This window comes from Blastococcus sp. SYSU DS0552 (genome assembly GCF_054050815.1).
This window is the reverse complement of record NZ_JBJHAB010000018.1, coordinates 13,624-37,203: the sequence shown is the minus strand read 5'-3', so window position 1 is coordinate 37,203 and position 23,580 is coordinate 13,624. Positions and strand designations below refer to the sequence as shown.

Below are 23,580 nucleotides of genomic sequence, written 5' to 3'. Positions count from 1 at the left end.
ACCACCGGCCGGCGACCCCGCCCGCCGCCCCCCTCCTCGAGGAGTTCCCGCATGTCCACCCCAGCTTCCCCCCACGGCGACGACGCCGGCATCCGCACCGACGGAGCGCACCCCACCCGGGGCGCCGGACGCGACGCCGTGGACGCCCAGCACTCCCGCTTCGGCGGGATCAAGTGGGGCGCTGCGTTCTTCGGCTGGCTCTCCGCCAACGGGCTGGCCGTGCTGCTGATCGCGCTGATCAGCGCCGCCGGTGTCGCCGTCGGCCTCACCGAGGGCGTCCCGTCGGTCGAGGAGGCCACCGAGCAGGCGAGCACGATCGGCATCGTCGGCGGCATCGTCCTGCTGGTCGTCCTCTTCCTCGCCTACCTGGCCGGCGGCTACGTCGCCGGCCGGATGGCGCGTTTCGACGGGGCCCGCCAGGGCATCGCCGTGTGGGTCATCGGCCTGCTCGTCGTCCTCGCGCTGGCCGTGGCCGGGCTGCTCTTCGGCTCCGAGTACAACGTGCTCCAGCAGCTCAACCTGCCGCGCATCCCCATCGACGAGGGCACCGCCACGACCGGCGGCATCATCGCCCTGGTCGCGGTCTTGGTGCTGACCCTCGTCGGTGCCGTCCTCGGCGGCAAGCTCGGCGAGCGCTACCACCGCAAGGTCGACCGCGCCGGCTTCTGAGAGGACCCCCTGCCCCCCGCCACTCGCAGGCTCGCGGCGGGACCCTGCAGGGGGCCACGAGCGGGGGCCGTCCCACCGGGGCGGCCCCGTGCGCGTGCCGGGCACGTGGTGGGATTCCGGGGTGACCCCCTCTGGCCCGATCGTCCGGCGGATCGACGACCCCGACGAACCGGGGCCCGACGTCCGGGTGGCCGAGCAGCGCGACGTCCCGGCGATCGCCGCCACCCTCACCGTCGCCCTGGCCGACTCCCGCTGGACCCGCTGGGCGCTGCCCGACGACGGCCGCATGCAGCGGCTCACCCGGCTGCACGAGCTCGACGCCGCCCACCGCGGCGTCGCCACCGGCACCGCCTGGGTCACCGAGGACCGCGACGCCGTCGCCGTCTGGGAGCCGCCGGCCGGCGCGCCCGGCACCCGGCCCCTGCCGGGCGATGTGCGCGCCGCCCTGGCGCGTGAGCTCCCCTACCTCTCCGGTGACCGCGCCCGGGTGGTCGCCGAGACCGAGGCCCTGGTGACCGCCGCGCTGCCCGACCGGCCGCACTGGCGGCTGCGGCACCTCGGTGTCCGGCCCTCCGCCCGCCGGCGCGGCCTGGCCGCCGCCGTGCTGGCGCCGGTGCTGGTGCGCTGCGACGCCGAGCGGACGCCCGCCGCGGCCGCGGTGTTCGGGTGGGCGAACGTGCGGTTCTTCCGCGGGTTCGGCTTCCAGGTCACCGAGACCACCCGCACCACCGACGACGAGCTGCCGTTGTGGGTCCTCGTCCGCGAGCCGCTCTCGCTGAGCTGACCGCCGTCCGGATCCCTGGACGCCCCCGACCGGCCGACCCCGGAGGCCCCGTGCCCAGCCCTGCCAGCCGCCTGCTCCCCCCGCTGCTCCGCCTGCTCCGCTTCCGCCGGGAGTTCGAGCGCCCGGAGCTCATGCTGCGGGGCGTCCAGGAGCGCCTGCTGCGCCCGGTGCCGTACGGACCGCCACGGGGGCTCGGCCCGGTCGAGATCGTGGTGGACGTCGGCCACGCGACCGGCTGGCCGGTCTACCGCGTCCTCCCCCGGACCCGGATGCCGGACCGTGCCGCCGTCTACGTGCACGGCGGTGCCTGGGTGAACCAGATCCACCCGTTGCACTGGCGCCTGGTCGCCCGGCTCGCCGCCCGCAGCGGCGCCGCGATCACCGTGCCCGTCTACCCCCTGGCGCCGGTGGGGACGGCGGCGACGGTGGTGCCCCAGGTGGCCGACCTCGTCGGCGCGCTGGTCGACCGGTACGGCGCCGGGCAGGTCACCGCGGTGGGCGATTCGGCCGGCGGTCAGATCGCGCTGTCCGCCGCCCAGCTCCTGCGCGACCGGGGCGTGCCACCGCTGCACCGGACCGTGCTCGTCTCCCCCGCCCTGGACCTGACCCTGGCCAACCCCGAGATCGACCTCGTCGAGCCGCAGGACCCCTGGCTGGCCCGCCCCGGCACCCGGGCGGCGATCGAGCTCTGGCGCGGCGACCTCCCGCTCACCGATCCGCTGGTCAGCCCGCTGTTCGGGGAGCTGGCCGGGCTCGGTCCGCTGACCGTCTTCAGCGGTACCCGCGACATCACCAGCCCGGACACCCGGCTGCTGGTCGACCGCGCCCGCGCGGCCGGAGTGCCGGTCGACCACCACGAGGAGGAGGGCCTGGTGCACGTGCACCCGCTGCTGCCGGTGCCTGAGGGCCGACGGGCCCGGCGGGTGATGGCCGCCGTCCTCGCCGGCTGACGCGGCGGGCGCGGCGTCGGTCCTGGCCGTGCGGAGATTTCCGCGCGAAGGTGTCGATCCGGCCGGTCCCCGCTCGTACAGGGGGTGAACGACCGGCACCGGACCGGCGCCGAACCCCAGGAGGCAACCATGGCCCAGTACCTGCTGAGCATCATCCAGCCGGTCGGCGAGGTCCCCCCGCCGGAGGAGCTGGCGCCGATGATGGAGCAGCTGGCGGCGCTCAACGCGGAGATGCAGGCGGCAGGCGCCTGGGTCTTCGCCGCTGCGCTGCACCAGCCGGAGGCGTCGACCGTCGTCCGCGCCGAGGGCGCCGACGTGCTCGTCACCGAAGGCCCCTACGCCGAGGCCAAGGAGTTCATCGGCGGGTTCGACGTGATCGAGGCCGACGACCTGGACCAGGCCCTCGGCTGGGCCGGCAAGCTGGCCCGTGTCCTCGGCGGCCTGCCGGTCGAGGTCCGGCCCGTCGCGCAGACCTTCTGACGCCCGTGGACGACGCCGCCGCCGAGGTCGAGCGGGTGTTCCGCGCGCACCACGGCCGGGCGGTCGCCGTCCTGATCCGCCTCCTCGGCGACGTCGACGCCGCCGAGGAGGCTGTCCAGGAGGCCTTCCTCACCGCCCTCGCCCGGTGGCCGGTCGAGGGGATCCCGCCGAGCCCGGCCGGCTGGATCGTCACGACCGCCCGCCGCCGGGCGATCGACCGCTGGCGGCGGGAATCCGTGCGCACCGACCGGTACCTGCAGGCCGCGCTGCTCGGCGGCGCCCCGGAGCCCGTCGAGGAGGGACCCGTGCACGACGACCGGCTGCGCCTGATCTTCACCTGCTGCCACCCGGCGCTGGCCACACCGGCCCGGGTGGCGCTCACCCTCCGGCTGCTCGGCGGCCTCACCACCACCGAGATCGCGGCGGCGTTCCTCGTGCCCGAGGCCACCATGGCCCAGCGCCTCGTGCGCGCGAAGGCCAAGATCCGCACGGCCCGGATCCCGTACCGGGTGCCGCGGGAGGCGGAGCTGCCCGATCGGCTGCCGGCCGTGCTCGCCGTCGTCCACCTGGTCTTCACCGAGGGGCACACCGCCACGTCCGGGGACCAGCTCGTGCGCCCGGACCTGTGCGCGGAGGCGATCCGGCTCGGCCGCCTCCTGGCCGAGCTGATGCCGGACGAGCCCGAGGTCACCGGCCTGCTGGCGCTGATGCTGCTCACCGAGTCGCGGCGACCTGCCCGTAGCACGGCCGACGGCGACCTCGTGCCGCTGGCCGAGCAGGACCGGTCGCGGTGGGACCGGCAGCTGATCGGCGAGGGCCAGACGCTGGTGCGGCAGTGCCTGCGGCGCGATCGCCCGGGCCCGTACCAGCTGCAGGCCGCGATCGCCGCCGTCCACAGCGACGCGCCGACGGCGTCCGACACCGACTGGCGGCAGGTCCTGACGCTGTACGACCAGTTGCTGGCGTTCGCGCCGGGCCCGGTCGTCGCGCTGAACCGCGCCGTCGTCGTCGCCGAGGTCGAGGGGCCGGCCGCCGGGCTGGCGCTGGTGGACCGGCTGGAGCTCCCCCACGACCACCTCCTGCCCGCCGTCCGCGCCGAGCTCCTGCGCCGCCTCGGCCGCACCGCCGACGCGCGGGTCACCTACGACGCCGCTCTCCGGCTGGTCCGGAACGACCGCGAGCGGGCGTACCTGCTGCGGCGCCGCGATGAGTTACCGGTTCCGCTCCGGTCTACGGAGGCATGAACCCTTCCACCACGCTGGACCTCACCTTGACCGCGCCGATCGAGAAGGACGGCGCCTTCCCGACGTACCTGGTCGTGCCGGACTCCGCGGAGCTCCTGGGCACCCGTCGGGCGGTGAAGGTGACCGGCACCGCCGACGGGTACGCCTTCGCGGCCACCCTCATGCCGTCGGGCACCGGCCCGCACTGGCTGCCCCTGCGCGCGGCGATCTGCTCGGCCATCGGCAAGAGCCGGGCGGGCGAGGAGGTCACGGTGCACCTGCAGCAGCGGCTGAGCTGACCGGCCGGTGCGGGGACGTTCCCGCGGGGACGTTCCCGCGGGAACGTCCGACCGTCAGTCCCAGTTGCGGCGCTGCTTCTTCAGCTGGCCGCGCTGCTTCTTCGCCTCGATCCGCCGCTCCTTCGAGCCACGGGTGGGCTTGGTGCGCCGCCGGGCCGGAGCCGGCGGGGCCAGTGCGGCACGCAGGACGGCCGCCAGGCGCTCGCGGGCGGCCTGCCGGTTGCGCAGCTGCTGCCGGTGCTCGCTGGCGACGACCGTCAGCACGCCGTCGACCAGCCGGGTCCCGAGCCGTGACGCCAGCCGTGCCCGCTGGTGGTCGCTGAGGCCCGGGAGGTCCAGGGGCGAGACCGAGAGCTCCACCCGCGAGTCGGCGGTGTTCACGCCCTGTCCGCCGGGGCCCGATGACCGGGAGAACCGCCACGACAGGGCGGCCGCGGGCACGACGAGGGACCCGGTGACGGCGAGGTCACCGGAGGGGTCGTCGGTCAGGGGCACCGCACCAGTCTGGCCGACGGGGTCAGCGACCGGGCGGCAGCGGTCCCCGCTCCAGCTGCTCGGCGGTCCAGCCGGCCACCTGGCCGGCCCACTCGGCGCGTTCGGTCGGGTGCACGCCGCGCAGGATCCGGCGCCAGGTGAGCGCGCGCTGCAGCGGGGCGACGTGGAGCGCCAGATCGCACTGCCGCCGCAGGTCCTCGGCCGCGCCGAAGTCGAGCCACTGGTCGAGGTAGGCGTCCCGCAGCCGGCGCAGCGCCGGGTCGCCATCGGGCAACCGGAGCACGCGGCCGGCGAACCGCAGGGCGACCAGCAGGACGAGGAACGGGTGGGCCACCGAGGCGTCGCCCCAGTCGAAGAAGCGGTGGCGGCCGTCGCGGACGAACACGTTCCCGTCGTGCAGGTCGTCGTGCTGCACGGTGGCCGGGAGGCCGCCGTCGGCGAGCTCCCGGCACGCTCCCGCGTACTCGCCGAGGCGGGCCAGCACGCGGGCGCGGGCGTCGGCGGCGAGGCCGTCGGGGCGGCCGGGCCGCTGCGCCTCGTCGTCGGCCAGCAGGTCCTCCACCAGCTCGGGCAGGCGTTCCGGTCGGTGGTCGGGCACGCCCAGGCCCACCAGCTCCTCGGCGTGCTCCGCGACCTCGACCTGCAGGCGGCCGTGGTCGGCGAGCATCGCCGCCCACGCGGCGGGCTCGGTCGAGCCCGTCCCGCGGAGCGTCGGCCCGCCGTCGGGCAGGAGCACCAGCCGTCGTTCCCGATCCACCGCGATCGGCGGCAGCACCCACTGCGGCGCCCAGCGCCCGAGCGCTTCGGCCAGCACCGGCTCCTGGGCGGACCCGGGCCCGACCGCCTTCAGCCACACCGCGCCCCCGCCCCGCACCGGGATGCGGAAGGCCGTGGACCAGGCCCGCACGTGCGGCTGCTCCGGCGGGCCGTCCGGCTCGAGCCCCGCGCGTACCAGCCGAGCCGCAGCCCAGTCCAGGGCGGCGGCCCGCCACGCGGCGTCGCGCCACGTCGCGGAACCCGCCGTCGCGCCGTCCCCGGGGGTCACCGCCGCACCGTAGGCGACCACCCCTGGGGCTGACCCCGGCGAGGGGTCAGGCGGGCACCGGATCGGCACCGGCAGCCGCACCGGGGCGGCAGCGCACGAGGCGGCGGAGGGTCAGCCAGGAGCCGCGCAGCGCGCCGTGGGTCTCGAGCGCCGCGATCGCGTAGGCCGAGCACGTCGGGGTGAAGTGGCAGCACGGCCGGCGCTTCGGGCTGATCTCCCGCTGGTAGTAGCGGACGGCGGCGATCAGGTGGGCCGCCGCGCCGCTGCCCTGCCGGCCCTCCCGGATCGCCGGCAGCGAGCGCGGTGCGACCAGCAGCAGGTCCATGCCGCACCCGACGGCGTTGGCCAGGCAGCAGCCGGTGTTGAGGAACAGGAGATCGCGCAGGCACGAGTCGTTGCGCCGGCCGTAGCCGTAGCCGGGCGGCGGCCCGTACCCGCGGCGGTAGTGGCCCGCGTAGTGCCCGCGGTAACCGCCCCCGTACCGGGGACGCCGCCGACGAGGACCCCAGCCGCTGCTCCAGATGAACACCATGGACAGCCCTGTACCGCGGGATGATCGAAGGCATGCCTCCGCTGGCCGATGCGCTCGCCGCCGGACCCGTCGTCCTCGACGGGGGCCTGTCCACCGAGCTGGAGGCGCGCGGTCACGACGTCTCCTCGGCGCTGTGGTCGGCGCGGCTGCTGCGCGACGACCCGGCGGCGATCGTGGCCGCGCACGCGGCGTTCGCGGCCGCGGGTGCCCAGGTGGCCACGACGGCCAGCTACCAGGCCACCGTGGCGGGATTCGCCGCCGCCGGCGTGGGCGTGACCGAGGCGCGCCGGCTGATCGCGTCGTCGGTGGCGCTGGCCCGGGAGGGCCAGGGGCCGGGGTGGGTGGCCGGCTCGGTCGGCCCGTACGGGGCGATGCTCGCCGACGGCTCCGAGTACACCGGCGGTTACGTCTCCGAGGTGGGTGTCGAGCGGCTGCGGGAGTTCCACCGGCCGCGGATGGCGCTGCTGGCCGACGCGGGCGCGGACGTGCTGGCCTGCGAGACGGTGCCGGCCGCCGCCGAGGTGGAGGCCCTGCTGCTGGAGGCGCAGGCGCTGGGTGTGCCGATGTGGCTGTCGCTGACCACCGTGGTGGACGACGATGGCGTCGCCCGCACCCGCCGCGGCGAGCGGGCGGCCGACGTGTACGCGATGGCCGCGAGCGTCGACGAGGTGGTCGCCGTCGGCGTCAACTGCGCCGCGCCGTCGGCGCTGCCAGCGGCCCTGTGCGCCGCGGCACCGGCCGGCAAGCCACTGGTCGCCTACCCGAACAGCGGTGAGAGCTGGGACCCGGCGTCCCGGTCGTGGACCGGGACGCCGGGGATCCCCGGGCATGCCCTCGCGGAGTGGCAGGCCGCGGGCGCCCGGCTGGTCGGCGGCTGCTGCCGCGTCCGCCCGGCCGACATCGCCCGCATCGCGACGATGACGTGACGGAGCGGCCCCGGTGCAGGGCCCCACCGCGAGCCTGCGAGCGGGTGGGGGGCACCGGGGCCCTTCCTCAGAGGATGGGCTTGCCGCCGGTGACGGCGATCCGCGCGCCGGAGACGTAGGAGGCCTCGTCGCTGGCCAGCATCACGTAGACGGGCGCCAGCTCGGCCGGCTGCGCGGGGCGGCCCAGCGGCACCTGCTGGCCGAAGCTGTCGACCTTCTCCTCGGGCATCGTCGAGGGGATCAGCGGCGTCCAGACCGGGCCGGGGGCGACGCTGTTGGCCCGGATGCCCTTCTCTGCGTACAGCTGCGCGAGGCTGGCGGTGAAGTTCGCGATGCCGGCCTTGGTCATGGCGTAGGCGATGAGGTTGGGGCTCGGGTTGTCCGAGTTCACCGACGACGAGTTGATGATCGAGGCACCCGGCTGCATGTGCGGGATGGCGTCCTTGGTCAGGGTGAACATCGCCGAGAGGTTCGTGGCGACGGTGAAGTCCCACTCCTCGTCGGAGATCTCCTCCAGCGAGTCGTGGCTCATCTGGAAGGCGGCGTTGTTGACCAGGATGTCGACCCGGCCGAACTCCTCGACGGCCTTCGGGATGATCGTCTTGCAGTGCGCCCGGTCGGAGATGTCGCCGGGCACGAGCACGCACTTCCGGCCGGCCTGCTCCACGTACTTCGCGGTGTCCTGCGCGTCCTCGTGCTCGTTGAGGTAGGAGATCAGGACGTCGGCGCCCTCGCGGGCGAAGGCGATGGCGACGGCGCGGCCGATGCCGCTGTCCCCACCGGTGATGACCGCGGCCTTGCCGGTGAGCCTTCCGGAACCGTGGTAGCTCTCCTCGCCGTGGTCCGGCTTCGGGTCCATCTCCCCGAGCGTGCCCGGAACGCTCTGCTGCTGGGCGGGCTGGGTCTCGGGACGGGGTGATGACATGACGGTCCTCCGGAGCGACTGGCAGCGGGCGCGGGCCCCTGCGGCCCGCACCTCCTGCTCCGCGCGCTACCCCGGCGGAACCCCGCGGAACCGGCGGGTGTCGGCTGCACAGCACACGACCCGGGCGGTGGGAGAGGCGCACGTCGTTGTGCACCCCTCCTACCGCCCGGGTCGGGTGTCTCGCTCCGCCACGTCCCGGGGAGGACGCGGCCCTCCGTCACGCCGCGCGCGCCACCGGGGCCTGGTTGGCCGTGGCGCCGAGCGGCACCCAGCGCATCTCGAGCCGACGCCGGCCCGCGGGGTCGGTCACCACGGTCCACCGGCACTCCGGGCAGAAACGTTCACGCATGGTCCCAGCCACCTTCCGTTTACCTATTGTTCACCTTCCTCTCCGATTACGACGCACCCCACACATCGCCACACTCGTCGTTACCGGATCGTTACCGTCTCTCGGACACGAACGCCCTACCGGACCTGGCTCAGCGGAAGCAGCAGGTCGTCGGGCACGCTGGTAGCCCTGATGACCACGACCGCCGCTCCCCCGCTGCTCGACGACCCCGCCGACCTCTCCGCGCTGCGCGCGAGGGGCGGCGATCCCGACGAGCTGTTCGCGGCCTTCGCCGCCTGGGCCGAGGCCGGCGGCACGCCGCTGTACCCGGCCCAGGAGGAGGCGCTGATCGAGCTGGTGAGCGGCGCCAACGTCGTCCTCGCCACCCCGACCGGCTCCGGCAAGTCGCTGGTCGCCACCGGCGCGCAGTACGCCGCGCTGGCCGCCGGCCGGCGCAGCTACTACACCGCACCGATCAAGGCGCTGGTCAGCGAGAAGTTCTTCGCGCTCTGCGGCATCTTCGGCGCGCAGAACGTCGGCATGCTCACCGGCGACGCGGCGGTCAACCGGGATGCCCCGATCATCGCCTGCACCGCCGAGGTCCTGGCCAACATCGCGCTGCGCGAGGGCAGCGAATCGGAGCAGCTCGCGGACGCGCTCGTCGTGATGGACGAGTTCCACTTCTACGGCGACCCCGACCGCGGCTGGGCCTGGCAGGTCCCCCTGCTGGAGCTGCCGAAGGCGCAGTTCCTCCTGATGAGCGCCACCCTGGGCGACGTCACCTTCCTGCGCGAGGACCTCACCCGCCGCACCGGCCGGCCGACCGCGCTGGTCGCCAACGCCGTCCGCCCGGTGCCGCTGCACCACTACTACGCGACGACGCCGATGCACGAGACGATCCAGGAGCTGCTGGACACCCAGCAGGCGCCGGTCTACGTCGTCCACTTCACCCAGGCCTCGGCGCTGGAGCGCGCGCAGGCGCTCATGAGCGTCAACGTCTGCAGCAAGGAGGAGAAGGCGGCGATCGCCGAGATGATCGGCGGCTTCCGGTTCTCGTCGGCCTTCGGGACGACGCTGTCGCGGCTGGTCCGCCACGGCATCGGCGTCCACCACGCCGGGATGCTGCCCAAGTACCGGCGGCTGGTCGAGCAGCTCGCCCAGGCCGGGCTGCTCAAGGTCATCTGCGGCACCGACACCCTGGGCGTCGGCATCAACGTGCCGATCCGCACCGTCGTCTTCAGCGCGCTGTCGAAGTACGACGGCACCCGCACCCGGCTGCTGCAGGTGCGCGAGTTCCACCAGATCGCCGGCCGGGCCGGCCGCGCGGGCTACGACACCGCGGGCACCGTCGTCGTCCAGGCGCCCGAGCACGAGGTGGAGAACCTCAAGCAGTTCGCCAAGGTGGCCGACGACCCGAAGAAGCGCCGCAAGCTGGTGCGCAAGAAGGTCCCCGACGGCATGGTGCCGTGGAGCGAGTCGACGATGAACCGGCTGGTCGAGGGGGAACCCGAGAAGCTGACCAGCCACATGCGGGTGACGACGGCGATGATCCTCGACGTCGTCGACCGGCCGGGTGACCCGTTCACCGCGATGCGCCGGCTGCTCACCGAGAACCACGAGCCGCGCAAGAAGCAGCTGAAGCTGATCCGCGACGCGATCGGCATCGCCCGCTCCCTGCTGCAGGCCGGCGTCCTGGAGCGGCTGCCCGAGCCGGAGCCCGACGGCCGCCGCTACGACCTGACGCTGGACCTGCCGCCGGACTTCGCGCTCAACCAGCCGCTGTCCACATTCGCGCTGGCCGCCATCGACCTGCTCGACCCCGACTCGGACTCCTACGCGCTCGACGTCGTCAGCGTCATCGAGGCCACGCTCGACGACCCGCGCCAGATCCTCGCCGCCCAGCTCAACAAGGCCAAGGGCGAGGCGGTCGCGCAGATGAAGGCCGAGGGCATCGAGTACGACGAGCGGATGGAGCTGCTCGAGGAGATCAGCTATCCCAAGCCGCTGGAGGAGCTGCTCGGGCACGCCTTCGAGGTCTACCGGCAGTCCAATCCCTGGGCCGCCGACGGTGCGCTGTCGCCGAAGTCGGTGGTCCGGGAGATGTGGGAGCGGGCGTTCACCTTCCGGGAGTTCGTGAACACCTACGGGCTGACCCGCGCCGAGGGGGCGGTGCTGCGCTACCTCTCCGACGCGTTCAAGGCGCTGCGCTCGGGGGTGCCGGCCGCGGCGCGCACCGAGGAGGTCACCGACCTCGTCGAGTGGCTCGGCGAGCTTGTGCGCCAGGTCGACTCCTCGCTGCTGGACGAGTGGGAGGCGCTCACCGATGCCGACCAGGGGCCGGTGGCGGAGGTCGCCGTCCCCGCCCGGCCGCGCCCGCTGACCGGCAACGAGCGGGCGTTCACCGCGATGGTCCGCAACGCGCTGTTCCGCCGCGTCGAGCTGTGGGCCCGCCGCCGCTGGTACGACCTGGGCGAGCTGGACGCCGGCTCGGGCTGGGACGCCGAGCGCTGGGGCGAGGTGGTGCAGGCCTACTTCGCCGAGCACGGCGAGGTGAACACCGGCGCGGACGCCCGCGGTCCCGCGCTGCTGATCTGGGACAAGCGCCCGGACGTCTGGCACGTGCGGCAGATCGTCGACGACCCCGAGGGCAACCACGACTGGGGCTTCGACGTCGAGGTCGACCTCGCGGCCTCCGACGAGGAGGGCGCAGCCGTCATCCGGCTCGTGGACGCCGGCCGCAAGGACTGACCCCGGTCAGGCCGGTGCGGTGACCTCCGCCAGGGCCGTCAGCAGCTGGAGGGCCACCGCCCGCATGCATCCGTCCGGGTCGTAGGCGGGGTCGAAGGAAGCCAGGGTCCCGGAGACGACGGACAGCCGCTCGGCGGCCAGCCGGAGCACGCCGAGCACCTCCTGTGCGGTGAGCCCGTCGGGGGCGGCGTAGCCGTTCGCCGGGGCGATCGACGGGTCGTGCACGTCCAGGTCCACGTGGAAGTGCACGACCTCGACCCGAGCGGCCAGCGCGTCCAGCGCTGCCGCCACGGCTTCGGGACGGCGGGCCACCTCCGGTCGCAGCCACGTCAGACCCGACCCGGCGAGCACCTCCGTCTGCTCCGCCGTGAGGTCGCGGGCGCCGACGAGCAGCACGTCGTCCTCCGGGAGCGGGGCGAACCCCGGCAGCCGGGCAGTCGCCCCGCGCCAGCAGCGCCCCACGGCCATGGCGAGCCCCTGGCCGTCGAGGAAGCCGGAGGCGTCCTCCTCCGGGGTGTTGAAGTCCCCGTGCGCGTCGAGCCAGACCAGCCCGACCCGCCGCTGGTCCGCCCCCAGACCCGCGAGCACGCCGACCGTCTGGTTGCAGTTCCCCGACAGGAGCAGCGGCACCTCGCCCGCGGCGCGCGCGCCGGCGACCGCCTGCGCGACCAGCCGGTGCAGGGCGAACGTCGTGGTCAACTCCGCCTGCCACTCCCCCGAAGGCATCAGCACCTGCTCCCGGACGCCGTACCCGCGCTCCCGCAGCCGGTCCACCGCACCCGCACGGAGGAGCGCTGTGGGCCCGGCGCCCATGCGGACGTCGTGTCGCCCGGAATCCCACGGCACGACGAGCAGTCGCACCACCGACGGGTCACCTGCAGCCGGCATCACACGAGGCATCCGATCACCGCGCCGCGGCCGTGGCCATGCGACGGCGATGATCACGGTATGGGTGGCCTGGATCTGCGACACGTCACGACTGCCCGGCTCCACCTCGACGCCGTCACCCCCGGCGACCTGGACGAGCACTTCGCGCTCATGTCGGACCCCGGGGTCTGGGGGCACCTGCCGTCGGGCCGGCACGCCGACCCCGGGCGGACGGCGGGGGGGCATCAGCCACTCGCTCGGGCACTGGGCGCGCGACGGTCTCGGCTACTGGACCGCCCGGCTGCGCGAGGACCTGCCCGGGTCGGGGCTGCTCGCCGGGCACGTGGTCGGCACCGGCGGCTGCGCCGTCCGGGTGGGGACGGCGTGGTGGAACCTCTACTACCGCTTCGCCGCGCCCGCCTGGGGCCGCGGACTGGCGGCGGAGATGGTCGACGCCGCGCTCGACGCCGCGCGCGCCGTCCGACCGGAGCTGCCGGTGGTCGCCTACCTGCTCGAGCACAACGTGCAGTCGAGGGCGCGGGCCGAGCGGGCCGGGCTGGAGCTGGTCTGGCGCGGGCCGGACGCCGGCAACCCCGATCCCGCCGCCGTCCGGCTCGTCTACGCCGATCGCGCGCTCGACGACGTCCTGCTCGCTCGCGTCACCGCGCACGACTGATCGGCGGCGACCCGCTCAGCCCCGGGGCAGCTGCAGCTTCCCGTCGACCCGCCGCGGGATGCCCTGGTAGCCGTCCGTCAGCTCCTCCGGCAGCACCTCGGCGGGAGCGCCCTGCCAGGTGACCGGCCGCAGGAACCGGCGGATCGCCGTCGTCCCCACCGAGGTGTGCTGGGAGTTCGTCGACGGCCACGGCCCGCCGTGGTGTTGGGCCCAGGAGACGGCGACGCCGGTCGGGTAGGCGTCGTAGACGATCCGGCCGGCCAGCGTGCGCAGCTGCTGCGAGACGGCGAGCGGCAGTTCGGTCTCGCCGTCACCGCGCAGCACCGTGGCGGTCAGGGACGAGGGAAGAGCGGCGAAGGCGGCGAACAGCTCGTCCTCGCCGTCGTAGCGGGCGACGACGCTCACCGGTCCGAAGCACTCCTCGGTGACCTCCTCCGGCAGGTCGGCGGCGGCGGTGGTGAGCAGCCGGGGGACGGCGCGGAAACCCTCGTCCGGGGTCTGCTCGCCCCGGGCCACCTCCTCGACGCCCGGTGCGGCGGCCAGGCCGTCGGAGATGCGGCCGTATGCGGCGGCGATGCCCTCGTTGAGCAGCACCGGTGCCGGCGCCGAGCGGACCGCCTCGGCCATCGCGTCGACGACCCGGTCGCCCTCGGGGCCGGCCGGCACGAAGGCCAGCCCGGGCTTGGTGCAGAACTGGCCGCCGCCGAGCGTGAAGGAGCCGACCAGCTCGCGGCCGATGGTCTCGCCGCGCTCGACGGCGGCCTGCGGGGTGACGACCAGCGGGTTGAGGCTGGACAGCTCGCCGAAGAACGGCACCGGGTCGGGACGCCGCTCGATGATCTCCAGCAGCGCGCGCCCGCCGTTGACCGAGCCGGTGAAGCCGACCGCGCGGATCGCCGGGTGGGCGACGAGGTCGGCCCCGGCCTGCAGCCCGTGCACGATGCCGAGGGTGCCCTCGGGCGCTCCGGCCTTGCCGGCGGCCTCGGCGAGCACCTCGAACACCAGCTGCGACGTCGCCGGGTGGGAGCCGTGCGCCTTGACGACGACGGGGCAGCCGGCGGCCAGCGCCGACGCGGTGTCACCGCCGGGCACCGAGAAGGCGAGCGGGAAGTTGCTCGCGCCGAACACGGCCACCGGACCGATCGGCACGAGCATCCGGCGGAGGTCCGGCCGCGGGCCCATGGGGGTGTCACCCGCGTGGTCGATGGCCGCCTCGAGGTAGCTGCCCTCCTCGAGCACCTCGGCGAACAGCCGGAGCTGGTAGCAGGTCCGGGTCAGCTCGCCGTTCAGCCGGGTGGTGCCCAGCGCCGTCTCGCGGTCGGCGACGGCCACGACGTCCTCCCGGCGCCCCTCCAGGGCGTCGGCGAGGGTGCGCAGCAGGGCGGCACGGCCTGCCCGGCCGAGCTCGTCGAGGGCGGGCGCGGCGGCCAGCGCCGCGGCGCAGAGGCGGTCGACCTCCTCGGTGGTGGTCTCCTGGGCGACGACCTCGGCGGCCTCGCCGGTTCGGGGGTCGATGCTGACGACGTCCATGGGGTGCTCCTCAGGGGTGCGGGGTTCAGCGGGGCGCGTCGAGGCAGGTGCGGGCTCAGGAGACCTTGGAGACCAGGGCCGTCAGCTCGGCCAGCTCCGCCTCGGTCAGGTCGGTCAGGGGCGGGCGCACCCGGCCGCCGTTCCGGCCGACGGCGGTCAGCCCGGCCTTCACGATCGAGACCGCATAGCCCTTGGCCCGGTCGCGGATCTCGGTGTAGGGCAGCACGAAGTCGTTGAGCATGCCGTACACGGCGCCCCTGTCCTGCGCGCGCACGGCGGCGTAGAACCTGAGCGCGAACTCCGGGAGGAAGTTGTAGAGCGCCGAGGAGTACGTGGTCACGCCCAGCTGGAGGAGCGGCAGCGCGAACGTCTCGGCGGTGGGCAGCCCGCCGATGTAGATCAGCCGGTCACCGACGCGCGCGTAGGTGCGCGTCATCTGCTCGATGTCCCCGACGCCGTCCTTGAGCCCGATCAGGTTGGGGTTGCGTTCGGCCACCTCGGCCACCGTGGTGTCGCTGAGCACCGCGTTGGCCCGGCTGTAGACGATGACGCCCAGGTCGGTGGACCGGCACACCGCGCTGATGTGCTCGACCAGGCCACGCTGGCTGGCCTCGGTCAGATAGGGCGGGAACAGCAGCAGCCCGGATGCCCCGGCTGCCTCGGCCGCGCGTGCCTGCGCCGCGGACACCGCCGTCCCGCCGGTCGCCGGGGCGATGACGGGGACCCGCCCGGCGACCTCGTCGACGGCGACACGCACGACCCGGTCCAGCTCCGCGGAGGTCAGCGAGAAGCCCTCGCCGGTGCCGCCGGCCGCGAACAGGCCGGCCACGTCGAAGCTCGCCTGCCAGGCCAGGTGCTCCCGGTACCGGGGCTCGTCGAACTGCAGGTCGGCGTCGAAGTGGGTCACCGGGAAGGAGAGCAGGCCGGACTTCAGCCGGTCGGCGAGAGCATCCGGGGCAAGCAGCGTCACGGGTGGGTCCTCGGGTCCGGCGGGTCCGCTCCGGGGGGCGCTACGGCGCACCGGGTGGCGGCGGTCGGCATCACGGTAGGAAGGCGGATGGATGCCTGTCCAAGAGCGATTGCGTATCGCGCGATGCCCTCAGGGCATGGTCAGGCCGACACCGTCACCCGGTGGTTCGCCGTTCGAGGACCTCCAGCACCCGCTGGAGCGCCGGGTTCTTGGCCTGCTTCGCCCACAGCAGGTGCAGCTCCACCGGCTCGGGCACCGCCGTCTCCAGCCGCACGAACCCGACGCCGTCGATCGGCAACCGGGCGGCCGAGCCGGGGACGAAGGCGATGCCGCGACGGGCCGCCACGAGCCACAGCATCGTGAGCACCTGACCCACCACGTGCACGGCGTTCTCCGAGGCAACCGGGACGACGCCCACCACGAGGTCGTAGAAGTACCGGGCCCGGGTCGGCGAGTGCATGACCACCGGCTCGGTGGCGAGGTCGGCGGCGGCGACCGGCCGTCCGAGCTCCAGCAGCCGATGTCCGGCGGGGGCGGCCACGAGCATCGGCTCGCGATGCAGCAGGCGGGACTGGAAGGTCTCGGCGTCGAACGGCGGGCGGGCCAGGCCGAGGTCGATCTCCTCGTCGAGCAGCGCGGCCACCTGCTCGCGCGTCACCATCTCGGCCAGGTCGACGTCGACGTCGGGCAGCTCGCGCGCCAGTTCGTTGAGCAGACCGCCCAGGACGCCGTAGGTCGAGGCGGCCGTGAACCCGATCCGGACGACGCCACTGGACCCCGACGACACCCGGCGGGCCAGCTCGGGCGCCGAGTCCGCCAGCGCCAGCAGGCGCCGCGCCTCGGTCAGGAACACCTGCCCCGCCGCAGTCAGGGCGACTCGCCGGTTGTCGCGCTCCAGCAGCTGTGCGCCGACCGCGCGCTCGAGCTTCTGGATCTGCCGGCTCAGCGGAGGCTGCGTCATCGCGAGCCGGGCCGCGGCCCGGCCGAAGTGCAGCTCCTCAGCGACGGCCACGAAACCGCGGAGCTGCTCCAACGTGAAACCCATGCACGCAAGGTATCGATCCCCGGGGCTTCCCTGCAGCACTGGAATGGAGGACGCCGTCGCCGGGGCTCTCCACGGTTTCCTCACCCGGGCTCTCGGGGACACTGCTCCTCGTCCCCCGCCCGTCCCGCCAAGGAGCCCGCATGACCGTCCTCGTCGGATTCGTCCCCACCCCGGAGGGGCGCGCTGCGCTCGACGCAGGGATCGCCGAGGCGGCCCGCCGCGGCGAGGGAGTGCTGGTGCTCAACTCCGCGCGCGGCGGCGCCCCGGTCAGCGTGGAGGTCGCCGACGAGGACACCGTCCGCGACATCACCGAGCGGGCCGAGCGCGCCGGTGTCGCACTCGAGCTCCGGCAGGGGATGCGCGACGGCGAGGCGGCCGACGAGGTGCTGCGCGTGGCGCGGGAGGTGGACGCGTCGGTGATCGTGATCGGGCTGCGCAAGCGCTCCCCCGTCGGCAAGCTGCTCATGGGCAGCAGCGCGCAGCGGATCCTCCTCGACGCCGACCGCCCGGTCCTCGCCGTCAAGCCGTGAGCCGGCCCGCGGCGGTCAGATCCCGAGGACCGCGCGGGCGATGAGGAAGTAGACGATCAGGCCGGTCGCGTCCACGAACGTGGTGATGAACGGCGCACTGACGACTGCGGGGTCCACGCCCACCCGCCGGGCGAGCATCGGGGTCAACGCCCCGGCGGTGGTGGCGAGCGTGCAGACCACCAGCAGCGCGGAGCACAGCACCACGGCGATCTCCACCCCCACCAGCCAGGCGGCCGGCGCGAAGCCCACGAGCCCGAGCAGCGCCCCCAGCAGCGCGCCGGTGGCCATCTCGCGGCCCACCACGCGCGGCAGGTCCCCGAACCGCACGTCGCCGACGGCCATGGCCCGGATGACCGTGGTCGCTGCCTGCGCACCGGTGTTCCCCCCGGTGCCGATCAGCAGCGGGACGAACAGCGCCAGCGCCACCACCTCGGCGAGGACGTCCTCGAAGTAGTCGAGCACGTTGACCGTCAGCGTGGCCGCGGCGATGAGCACCAGCAGCCAGCCCACCCGGCTGCGCGCCAGGCCCACGACGCCCGCCGTGAGGTAGGGGCGGTCGAGCGGTTCGGCACCGCCGGCCCGGGCGATGTCCTCGCTCTCCTCCGCCTCGAGCACGCGCATGGCGTCGTCGACGGTGAAGAGGCCGACCAGCCGCCCCTCCCGGTCGACCACGGGCACCGCGACCAGCCCGTGGTCGCGCAGCACCCGCGCGGCCACCTCCTGGTCGTCCTCGGTGCGCACCACCACGGGCTCGCTCATCACGTCGTCGACCGGCACATCGGGGTCGCTGACGAACAGCCGGCGCAGGGACACCACCCCGACGACGCACCGTCCCGCCCCGACCACCGGCAGGGTGTAGATCGTCTCGGCGTGCGGCTCCTCGCTGCGGGCGATCGCCAGCGCGTCGGCGACCGTGCTGCCCACCGGGACGGAGACCACCTCCGGGGTCATGCGCCGGCCCGCGGACTCCTGGGGGTACCCGAGCAGCTCCGTGGTCATCGCGCTCTCCCGGGCATCGAGCCCGGAGAGCAGCCGTGCGGCGACGGTGGCGGGCAGCTCGTCGAAGAGGTTCGCCCGGTCGTCGGGGTCCAGCCCCGTGATCAGCTCCCGGGTCGGCTCCTCCCGCAGCGTGTCCAGCAGTTCCCGCTGGAGCGCGGGGTCGAGGTCCTCGAACACCGCCAGGGAGCGGTCCTTGGGCAGCAGGCGGAAGACCACCGCCCGCGTCGTGGGGTCGACCCGTTCCAGCTCGTCGACCGTGCCGGGGACGTCGAGCTCGGCGAGCACCCCGTGCAGCGCGCGCAGATCGCCGGCCCGGGCGAGCTCGGCGAGATCGGCGGTGGTGTCCATGGCCCCTGTCTACCGGCCCCTGCCGGGGTCCTGCCCCCAGGAGCCGACGGGACCGGTAGCGCGGCGCGGCGCGGCGACGATCACACCCACCTGCCCGCCCGGGCGGCGTCCTGGCGTGCCAGGCTCGTCGGCGATGACCGCATGACCGCGTGGGAGATGGTGGCCGTCGCGGTGGCGGGCGTCGCGGCCGGCGGCATCAACGCCGTCATCGGTTCCGGGACGCTGGTTTCCTTCCCGGTGCTCGTCGGGGTGGGCATCCCCCCGGTCCCGGCCACGATCAGCAACTCGCTGGGCCTGATCGCCGGCAACCTGACCGGCTCGATCGGCTACCGGCGTGAGCTGCGCGGGCAGTGGCCCCTGCTGCTGCGACTGATCCCCGCCTCCGTCCTCGGCGGCCTGACCGGCGCCTTCCTCCTGCTGCACCTGCCCGCCGCGACCTTCGAGGCGGTGGTGCCGGTGCTGATCACCCTCGCCGTCGTCCTGGTGGCCGCGCACCCGCTGGTCCGGCGCCGGCTGGCCCGGCGGGGGGCGGACGAGCGACGCACTCCCCGCATCGGCCCGGGACGGCACGCGGCCCTCGTCGGCACCGCCTACCTGACCGGCACCTACGGCGGCTACTTCGCCGCCAGCCAGGGCGTGATCCAGATCGGCGTCTTCGGCTTCCTGCTGCGGGAGCCCCTGCAGCGGCTCAACGCGATCAAGAACGTGCTGACCCTGACGGTGAACTCGGTGGCGGCCGGCGCCTACGTGGTGGTCGCCACCGACCGGGTGGTCTGGTCGGCGGCCGGGCTGCTGGCCGTCGGCTCGCTGGCCGGCGGGCACGTCGGCGCCCGCTACGGACGGCGGCTGCCCGAGCCGGTGCTGCGGACGGCGATCGTCGTGCTGGGCGTGGTGGCGATCGGGGTGCTCGTCTCCCGATGAGCGTCCTCGAGTTCCTCTTCCTCGTCGCCGCCGGCGTGGGGGCCGGGCTGACCGGCAGCATCGCCGGGCTCGCCTCGCTGGTGAGCTACCCCGCGCTGCTGGCCACCGGCCTCCCCCCGGTCGCCGCCAACGTCACCAACACCGTGGCGCTCGTGCTGAACAGCGCCGGGTCGGTCAGCGCCTCCGGGCCGGAGCTGCGCGGCCAGGGACGACGGGTGGGGCGGCTGGCCGTGGGGGCGGTGCTGGGCGGCGCCGCCGGCGCCACGCTGCTCCTGCTCACCCCGTCCGCGGCGTTCGAACGGATCGTCCCCTGGCTGGTCGCCGGGGCGTCCCTCGTCCTCCTCCTGCAGCGCCCGCCGCGCGAGCTCGCCGTCGAGGGGATGGCCGCGCAGGCGGCGACCCCCGACCCGCGGTGGCTGCCCGTGGCCACCTTCGCCGTCGCCGTGTACGGCGGGTACTTCGGCGCCGCCGCCGGCGTCATGCTGCTCGCGCTGTTCCTGCTCGGCACCGGCGAGGGGCTGGCCCGCAGCAACGCGCTGAAGAACGTCATGCTCGGCATGGCCAACGCGGTGGCCGCCGTCGCGTTCGTGGTGCTGGCCCCGGTCGCCTGGACCGCGGCGCTACCACTGGCGATCGGGCTGTTCGCCGGCGGGCGCCTGGGGCCGCGCGTCGTGCGCCGGGCCCCGCAGACGCTGCTGCGCCGGCTCATCGCGCTGGCCGGCCTGGGGCTCGCCGTCCACCTGGGCGTGCAGGCCTACCTCTGAGCCCTCCCGGCGGGTGTCCGCCGGTCGTGGTCCGGCCGCGCCATGACCACGACCGGCGCCCGCCGGGCTCGGTCAGCGGGCGACGTAGGCCGAGAGGAACAGCACGAAGGCGCTGACCAGCAGCAGCAGCCGGGCGGGGGTCAGCCCGTTCACCAGCCCCGCCGTCGCCTCCATCCACTGCGGCCGCACCCCGGCCTCCCGGGAGCGCTGGCGCACGATCCGCACCTCGTCGGCGAGCAGGACGCCGGCGGCGCCGAGCAGGCCGAGGCCGACGACGGCGAACGCCAGCGCCAGCCGGTCGTCGAAGGCGTCCGCCGAGCCGGCGAGCAGCAGCACGACGACCAGGCCGAGGAACAGTCCGAGCAGGCCGCCGGCGACCGGGGCCCAGGGACCCATGACGGTCATCGGACCGCGCCGTGGCTTGCGGGGGGCCGGTCGCACGCTCACCGGTGCGGTGGCGTGCCCGACCGTCGGCGTGCCCCCCGGGTCGTCGACCGGTGTCGGGTCGGGCAGCGGCGGGACGGGCCCGGCGGCTCCCGCTGCGGTGGCACCGGCGCCGGCGCCGTCGGCGCTCGGCTCGGGCAGGGACATGGTCTGGTCTCGTTCGCTCATCGCACTCACCTCACGGGCCACGCTAGGCACAGGTGCACCGCGAACGCCGCAGGACACCCCGCCGCCGCGGCGTGGGTCATCCCTCACCCTCCCCGGGCGCGGGAACGCAGGTCAGCGCGTGACCGGCCGGGTGCAGCCGGCCACCGCCGCGCTCAGAGCAGCCGGCGGCTCCCCTGCCGCACCACCCGCAGCCAGCGGTGCCCGTAGCCGTCCAGCGCCAGCTCCACCGCGCCGTCGTCGGCCACCGGGGTGGCGCCCTCCTGCAACAGGTCGTGCAGCCCCGCACCGCCGAGGTCGGGCAACCGCAGCGGGACCGTGCACGGCTCGGCGCCCAGGTTGTGGACGGCGATCAGCGCGCCGTCGTCCCAGGCGCAGCGGTGCGCCAGCACGGCCGCGTGCGGCTGGTCCAGCAGCTCGAAGCTCCCCCAGCCCAGCTCCGGCGACTCCCGGTACCGGCGCATCAGCAGCTTCATGAACGACAGCAGCGAATCCGGGTCGCGCCGCTGGTCGGCGACGTTGACGAACTCGGGAGCGAACCCGCCGCGGACCACGGGGCCGGGCAGCCGGTCGGGCTCGGCCGTCGAGAAGCCGCCGTTGACCCCGTCGTCCCACTGCATCGGCGTCCGCACCGACTGCCGCCCGTCGGCGGAGAGCTCCTCCCCCATGCCGACCTCCTCCCCGTAGAAGAGCACCGGGGTGCCGGGCAAGGAGAACATGAGGCTGTAGACCAGCCGGATCCGGCGCGGGTCACCGGCCAGCATCGGCGGCAGCCGCCGGCGCAGCCCGCGGCCGTAGAGCTGCATCCGCGGGTCCGGGCCGAAGGCGGCGAAGACCTCCGCGCGCTCGTCCTCGGAGAGCTTGTCGAGGGTCAGCTCGTCGTGGTTGCGCACGAACGTGGCCCACTGGGTGTCCGAGGCGATCGACGGCCGCGCCCGCAGGGCCTCGGTGAGCGGGCCGGCGTCACAGCGCGCCAGGGACAGGTACATCGCCTGCATGCCGACGAAGTCGAACTGCATGGTCAGCTCGTCGCCGTCCGGGCCACCGAAGAACGTCACCTGCTCCTCGTAGGGCAGGTTCACCTCGCCGAGCAGGATCGCCGGCCCCGACCGCCGGGTGAGGAACCGGCGCAGCGCCCGCAGGTACTCGTGCGGCTGCGGCAGGTCGTCGGCGGCGGCGTGCTGGGTCTCCAGGAAGTACGGCACCGCGTCCACGCGGAACCCCGAGAGCCCCAGCTGGAGCCAGAAGCCCATGATCTTGGCGATCCCGTCCCGGACCCGCGGGTTGGTCACGTCCAGGTCGGGCTGCTCCTTGTAGAAGCGGTGCAGGTACCACTCCCCCGTCTCCTCCGAGAGCGTCCAGATGCTGTCCTCCTGGTCGGGGAAGACCACCTGGTCGCTGGTGTCCGGCGGCTCGTCCGCGCGCCACACGTAGAAGTCGCGGAACGGGGCGTCGGTGCTCCGGCGCGCCGACTCGAACCACGGGTGGTGGATGGAGGTGTGGTTCACCACCAGATCGGCGATCACCCGGATGCCGCGGTCGTTCGCCGTCCGGATCACCTCGACCAGGTCGCCGTGGGTGCCCAGCCGCGGGTCGACGCCGTAGAAGTCGGTGATGTCGTAGCCGTCGTCGCGCTCGGCGGTGGGGTAGAAGGGCATCAGCCACAGGCAGGTGACGCCGAGGTCGGCCAGGTGGTCGATCCGCTGGGCGAGGCCCGCGAAGTCGCCGCAGCCGTCGCCGTCCCAGTCCAGGTAGGTCTCGACGTCGAGGCAGTAGACGACGGCGTTCTTCCACCACAGGTCGCTGGTGTCGCTGATCCTCACGCCTGCACCGCCTCGACGGGGCCGGGGGCGGTGACCCCGAGCTGCGGCAGCACGTGCTCGCCGAACGCGTCCAGGAACGGCCGCTGCTCCTTGCCGACGTGGTGCAGGTACACCGCGTCGAAACCGAGCTCCAGGTACTCCTGCAGCCAGGCGGTGTGCTGCCCCAGGTCGGCCGATACCCGGACCGGTCCGATGACGTCGCCCGGCCGCACGTGCGCGCTGGCCTGCTCGAAGGCCTCCGGGCTGTCGAGGTCCCAGCACAGCGGCGGCGGGAAGACGTTGCTGCGCCACTGGTCGTGCGCGATCGCCAGGGCCCGGTCGGGGTCGGGGGCCCAGGACAGGTGCACCTGCAGGGCCAGCGTGCCGCGCCCGCCGGCGTCGCGGTAGGCGGCCACCACCTCGCGCAGCTTGTCGTGCGGCTGGTTGATGGTCACCAGCCCATCGGCCCATGCCGCGCCGTTGCGCGCGGTGGCCACGCTGACGGCCGGGGCGATCAGCGCCGGAGACTGCTCGGGCAGCGTGTGGATCCTGGCCCGGTCGACGGTGACCAGCCCGTCGTGGCTGACCTCCTCCCCCGCGAGCAGCGCCCGGATGACCGCCACGCACTCCAGCAGCCGGGCGTCCCGCACCGACTTGCGCGGCCAGGCGTCGCCGGTGACGTGCTCGTTCATCGCCTCGCCGCTGCCCAGGGCGACCCAGAAGCGCCCCGGGAACATCGCGCCCAGGGTGGCGATCGCCTGGGCCACGATCACCGGGTGGTAGCGCTGCCCGGGCGCGTTCACGGCGCCGAACGGCAGCGACGTCGTCACCATCGCCGCCCCCAGCCACGACCACGCGAACCCCGACTCGCCCTGCCGCGGGTTCCAGGGGGTGAGGTGGTCCGAGCACATCGCGGCGGTGAACCCGACCTCCTCGGCGTGCCGGACGGCGTCAAGCAACGCGGCGGGGTGCACCTGCTCGTGGGAATTGTGGAACCCGATCACCGGCATGGCCCGATGCCTACCCGAGTCCCGACGGCGCGGCCACGTGGGACGCGTCGGGGTCGATCGCGGGCCGGCGCCGGACGAGAGCGGCGCCACGCCGGTCCGGACTGC

At 74.6% G+C, this 23,580-nt stretch carries 25 protein-coding genes; 12 read left to right on the top strand and 13 right to left on the bottom strand.

The window, feature by feature from the left end:
* Positions 1-51: 51 nt before the first annotated feature.
* From ACI8AG_RS16785 to ACI8AG_RS16760, 6 genes are all read left to right on the top strand, one after another.
* Positions 52-669 carry a hypothetical protein gene (locus tag ACI8AG_RS16785; RefSeq protein ID WP_456597920.1) on the top strand — a complete coding sequence of 206 codons (618 nt, stop codon included), beginning with the start codon at positions 52-54 and terminating at the stop codon, positions 667-669.
* 121 nt (positions 670-790) lie between these two features.
* Positions 791-1,453, top strand: coding sequence for an N-acetyltransferase (locus ACI8AG_RS16780; protein WP_456597919.1), 663 nt, complete (start codon positions 791-793; stop codon positions 1,451-1,453).
* 50 nt (positions 1,454-1,503) lie between these two features.
* Positions 1,504-2,403, top strand: a complete 900-nt coding sequence (locus ACI8AG_RS16775) for an alpha/beta hydrolase fold domain-containing protein (RefSeq protein WP_456597918.1) — start codon at positions 1,504-1,506, stop codon at positions 2,401-2,403.
* 129 nt (positions 2,404-2,532) lie between these two features.
* A complete protein-coding gene (locus ACI8AG_RS16770) occupies positions 2,533-2,883 on the top strand; it encodes a YciI family protein (RefSeq protein ID WP_456597917.1) in 351 nt (116 codons plus the stop codon).
* Between the two features lie 5 nt (positions 2,884-2,888).
* Positions 2,889-4,127, top strand: coding sequence for an RNA polymerase sigma factor (locus ACI8AG_RS16765; RefSeq protein ID WP_456597916.1), 1,239 nt, complete (start codon positions 2,889-2,891; stop codon positions 4,125-4,127).
* Positions 4,124-4,405, top strand: a complete 282-nt coding sequence (locus ACI8AG_RS16760) for a DUF1905 domain-containing protein (protein WP_456597915.1) — start codon at positions 4,124-4,126, stop codon at positions 4,403-4,405. The genes ACI8AG_RS16765 and ACI8AG_RS16760 overlap by 4 nt, the downstream gene beginning before the upstream one ends.
* A gap of 54 nt (positions 4,406-4,459) precedes the next feature.
* On the opposite strand, the gene arfB is transcribed toward ACI8AG_RS16760, so the two are convergent.
* Genes arfB through yidD form a run of 3 tightly spaced genes read right to left on the bottom strand, consistent with a single transcriptional unit; the run spans position 4,460 to position 6,477 of the window.
* On the bottom strand, positions 4,460-4,900 hold the full coding sequence (gene arfB / locus ACI8AG_RS16755; RefSeq protein ID WP_456597914.1) for an alternative ribosome rescue aminoacyl-tRNA hydrolase ArfB: 441 nt from the start codon (positions 4,898-4,900) through the stop codon (positions 4,460-4,462).
* Positions 4,901-4,922: 22 nt separating this feature from the next.
* Positions 4,923-5,945, bottom strand: coding sequence for a phosphotransferase (locus ACI8AG_RS16750; protein WP_456597913.1), 1,023 nt, complete (start codon positions 5,943-5,945; stop codon positions 4,923-4,925).
* Between the two features lie 46 nt (positions 5,946-5,991).
* On the bottom strand, positions 5,992-6,477 hold the full coding sequence (yidD, locus tag ACI8AG_RS16745; protein WP_456591288.1) for a membrane protein insertion efficiency factor YidD: 486 nt from the start codon (positions 6,475-6,477) through the stop codon (positions 5,992-5,994).
* Between the two features lie 32 nt (positions 6,478-6,509).
* Here yidD and mmuM point away from each other — a divergent pair, with 32 nt between their 5' ends.
* A complete protein-coding gene (mmuM, locus tag ACI8AG_RS16740) occupies positions 6,510-7,403 on the top strand; it encodes a homocysteine S-methyltransferase (protein WP_456597912.1) in 894 nt (297 codons plus the stop codon).
* 67 nt (positions 7,404-7,470) lie between these two features.
* Here the strand turns inward: mmuM and ACI8AG_RS16735 are convergent, their stop codons facing one another.
* Both ACI8AG_RS16735 and ACI8AG_RS16730 read right to left on the bottom strand, forming a co-directional pair.
* A complete protein-coding gene (locus ACI8AG_RS16735) occupies positions 7,471-8,328 on the bottom strand; it encodes an SDR family oxidoreductase (protein ID WP_456597911.1) in 858 nt (285 codons plus the stop codon).
* 217 nt (positions 8,329-8,545) lie between these two features.
* A complete protein-coding gene (locus ACI8AG_RS16730; RefSeq protein ID WP_456588719.1) occupies positions 8,546-8,677 on the bottom strand; it encodes a hypothetical protein in 132 nt (43 codons plus the stop codon).
* 171 nt (positions 8,678-8,848) lie between these two features.
* Between ACI8AG_RS16730 and ACI8AG_RS16725 the strand changes: the two genes are divergently transcribed.
* On the top strand, positions 8,849-11,404 hold the full coding sequence (locus ACI8AG_RS16725) for a DEAD/DEAH box helicase (RefSeq protein ID WP_456597910.1): 2,556 nt from the start codon (positions 8,849-8,851) through the stop codon (positions 11,402-11,404).
* A gap of 6 nt (positions 11,405-11,410) precedes the next feature.
* Here the strand turns inward: ACI8AG_RS16725 and ACI8AG_RS16720 are convergent, their stop codons facing one another.
* Positions 11,411-12,268 carry an arginase family protein gene (locus ACI8AG_RS16720; protein WP_456597909.1) on the bottom strand — a complete coding sequence of 286 codons (858 nt, stop codon included), beginning with the start codon at positions 12,266-12,268 and terminating at the stop codon, positions 11,411-11,413.
* Between the two features lie 73 nt (positions 12,269-12,341).
* Here ACI8AG_RS16720 and ACI8AG_RS16715 point away from each other — a divergent pair, with 73 nt between their 5' ends.
* Complete coding sequence (locus ACI8AG_RS16715; protein ID WP_456597908.1) at positions 12,342-12,947, top strand: GNAT family N-acetyltransferase; 606 nt, start codon at positions 12,342-12,344, stop codon at positions 12,945-12,947.
* 15 nt (positions 12,948-12,962) lie between these two features.
* Here ACI8AG_RS16715 and ACI8AG_RS16710 read toward each other — a convergent pair whose 3' ends face one another.
* The 3 genes from ACI8AG_RS16710 to ACI8AG_RS16700 all read right to left on the bottom strand — a co-directional run bounded on the left by ACI8AG_RS16710 (position 12,963) and on the right by ACI8AG_RS16700 (position 16,492).
* Positions 12,963-14,477, bottom strand: coding sequence for an aldehyde dehydrogenase (NADP(+)) (locus ACI8AG_RS16710; protein WP_456597907.1), 1,515 nt, complete (start codon positions 14,475-14,477; stop codon positions 12,963-12,965).
* Positions 14,478-14,532: 55 nt separating this feature from the next.
* Positions 14,533-15,447, bottom strand: a complete 915-nt coding sequence (gene kdgD, locus ACI8AG_RS16705; protein WP_456597906.1) for a 5-dehydro-4-deoxyglucarate dehydratase — start codon at positions 15,445-15,447, stop codon at positions 14,533-14,535.
* 154 nt (positions 15,448-15,601) lie between these two features.
* Positions 15,602-16,492, bottom strand: a complete 891-nt coding sequence (locus ACI8AG_RS16700; RefSeq protein ID WP_456597905.1) for a LysR substrate-binding domain-containing protein — start codon at positions 16,490-16,492, stop codon at positions 15,602-15,604.
* A 140-nt stretch (positions 16,493-16,632) separates the two neighbouring features.
* Here ACI8AG_RS16700 and ACI8AG_RS16695 point away from each other — a divergent pair, with 140 nt between their 5' ends.
* On the top strand, positions 16,633-17,022 hold the full coding sequence (locus tag ACI8AG_RS16695; protein WP_456588714.1) for a universal stress protein: 390 nt from the start codon (positions 16,633-16,635) through the stop codon (positions 17,020-17,022).
* 15 nt (positions 17,023-17,037) lie between these two features.
* Here ACI8AG_RS16695 and mgtE read toward each other — a convergent pair whose 3' ends face one another.
* Positions 17,038-18,369, bottom strand: a complete 1,332-nt coding sequence (mgtE, locus tag ACI8AG_RS16690) for a magnesium transporter (protein WP_456597904.1) — start codon at positions 18,367-18,369, stop codon at positions 17,038-17,040.
* A gap of 141 nt (positions 18,370-18,510) precedes the next feature.
* Here mgtE and ACI8AG_RS16685 point away from each other — a divergent pair, with 141 nt between their 5' ends.
* The gene (locus ACI8AG_RS16685; protein ID WP_456597903.1) at positions 18,511-19,290 is read left to right on the top strand and encodes a sulfite exporter TauE/SafE family protein; all 780 of its coding nucleotides are present in this window, start codon (positions 18,511-18,513) and stop codon (positions 19,288-19,290) included.
* The gene (locus ACI8AG_RS16680; RefSeq protein ID WP_456597902.1) at positions 19,287-20,054 is read left to right on the top strand and encodes a sulfite exporter TauE/SafE family protein; all 768 of its coding nucleotides are present in this window, start codon (positions 19,287-19,289) and stop codon (positions 20,052-20,054) included. The genes ACI8AG_RS16685 and ACI8AG_RS16680 overlap by 4 nt, the downstream gene beginning before the upstream one ends.
* A gap of 72 nt (positions 20,055-20,126) precedes the next feature.
* Here ACI8AG_RS16680 and ACI8AG_RS16675 read toward each other — a convergent pair whose 3' ends face one another.
* The 3 genes from ACI8AG_RS16675 to ACI8AG_RS16665 form a co-directional block, all read right to left on the bottom strand.
* Positions 20,127-20,666, bottom strand: coding sequence for a hypothetical protein (locus ACI8AG_RS16675; RefSeq protein WP_456597901.1), 540 nt, complete (start codon positions 20,664-20,666; stop codon positions 20,127-20,129).
* 152 nt (positions 20,667-20,818) lie between these two features.
* Positions 20,819-22,486 (bottom strand): alpha-amylase family protein, encoded by a 1,668-nt coding sequence (locus tag ACI8AG_RS16670; protein ID WP_456597900.1) that lies wholly within the window; start codon positions 22,484-22,486, stop codon positions 20,819-20,821.
* A complete protein-coding gene (locus ACI8AG_RS16665) occupies positions 22,483-23,475 on the bottom strand; it encodes a TIGR03885 family FMN-dependent LLM class oxidoreductase (RefSeq protein ID WP_456597899.1) in 993 nt (330 codons plus the stop codon). The genes ACI8AG_RS16670 and ACI8AG_RS16665 overlap by 4 nt, the downstream gene beginning before the upstream one ends.
* Positions 23,476-23,580 lie beyond the last annotated feature (105 nt).

Bases quoted from the DNA above. Each gene is read 5' to 3' on its own strand.
- mgtE (WP_456597904.1), bottom strand. From the start codon at position 18,369: ATGGACACCACCGCCGATCTCGCCGAGCTCGCCCGGGCCGGCGATCTG.
- ACI8AG_RS16680 (WP_456597902.1), top strand. From the start codon at position 19,287: ATGAGCGTCCTCGAGTTCCTCTTCCTCGTCGCCGCCGGCGTGGGGGCC.
- ACI8AG_RS16715 (WP_456597908.1), top strand. From the start codon at position 12,342: ATGATCACGGTATGGGTGGCCTGGATCTGCGACACGTCACGACTGCCC.
- yidD (WP_456591288.1), bottom strand. From the start codon at position 6,477: ATGGTGTTCATCTGGAGCAGCGGCTGGGGTCCTCGTCGGCGGCGTCCC.
- ACI8AG_RS16710 (WP_456597907.1), bottom strand. From the start codon at position 14,477: ATGGACGTCGTCAGCATCGACCCCCGAACCGGCGAGGCCGCCGAGGTC.
- ACI8AG_RS16685 (WP_456597903.1), top strand. From the start codon at position 18,511: ATGACCGCGTGGGAGATGGTGGCCGTCGCGGTGGCGGGCGTCGCGGCC.
- mmuM (WP_456597912.1), top strand. From the start codon at position 6,510: ATGCCTCCGCTGGCCGATGCGCTCGCCGCCGGACCCGTCGTCCTCGAC.
- ACI8AG_RS16665 (WP_456597899.1), bottom strand. From the start codon at position 23,475: ATGCCGGTGATCGGGTTCCACAATTCCCACGAGCAGGTGCACCCCGCC.
- ACI8AG_RS16735 (WP_456597911.1), bottom strand. From the start codon at position 8,328: ATGTCATCACCCCGTCCCGAGACCCAGCCCGCCCAGCAGCAGAGCGTT.
- ACI8AG_RS16725 (WP_456597910.1), top strand. From the start codon at position 8,849: ATGACCACGACCGCCGCTCCCCCGCTGCTCGACGACCCCGCCGACCTC.
- ACI8AG_RS16675 (WP_456597901.1), bottom strand. From the start codon at position 20,666: ATGAGCGAACGAGACCAGACCATGTCCCTGCCCGAGCCGAGCGCCGAC.
- ACI8AG_RS16770 (WP_456597917.1), top strand. From the start codon at position 2,533: ATGGCCCAGTACCTGCTGAGCATCATCCAGCCGGTCGGCGAGGTCCCC.
- ACI8AG_RS16785 (WP_456597920.1), top strand. From the start codon at position 52: ATGTCCACCCCAGCTTCCCCCCACGGCGACGACGCCGGCATCCGCACC.
- ACI8AG_RS16700 (WP_456597905.1), bottom strand. From the start codon at position 16,492: ATGGGTTTCACGTTGGAGCAGCTCCGCGGTTTCGTGGCCGTCGCTGAG.
- ACI8AG_RS16760 (WP_456597915.1), top strand. From the start codon at position 4,124: ATGAACCCTTCCACCACGCTGGACCTCACCTTGACCGCGCCGATCGAG.
- ACI8AG_RS16695 (WP_456588714.1), top strand. From the start codon at position 16,633: ATGACCGTCCTCGTCGGATTCGTCCCCACCCCGGAGGGGCGCGCTGCG.
- ACI8AG_RS16730 (WP_456588719.1), bottom strand. From the start codon at position 8,677: ATGCGTGAACGTTTCTGCCCGGAGTGCCGGTGGACCGTGGTGACCGAC.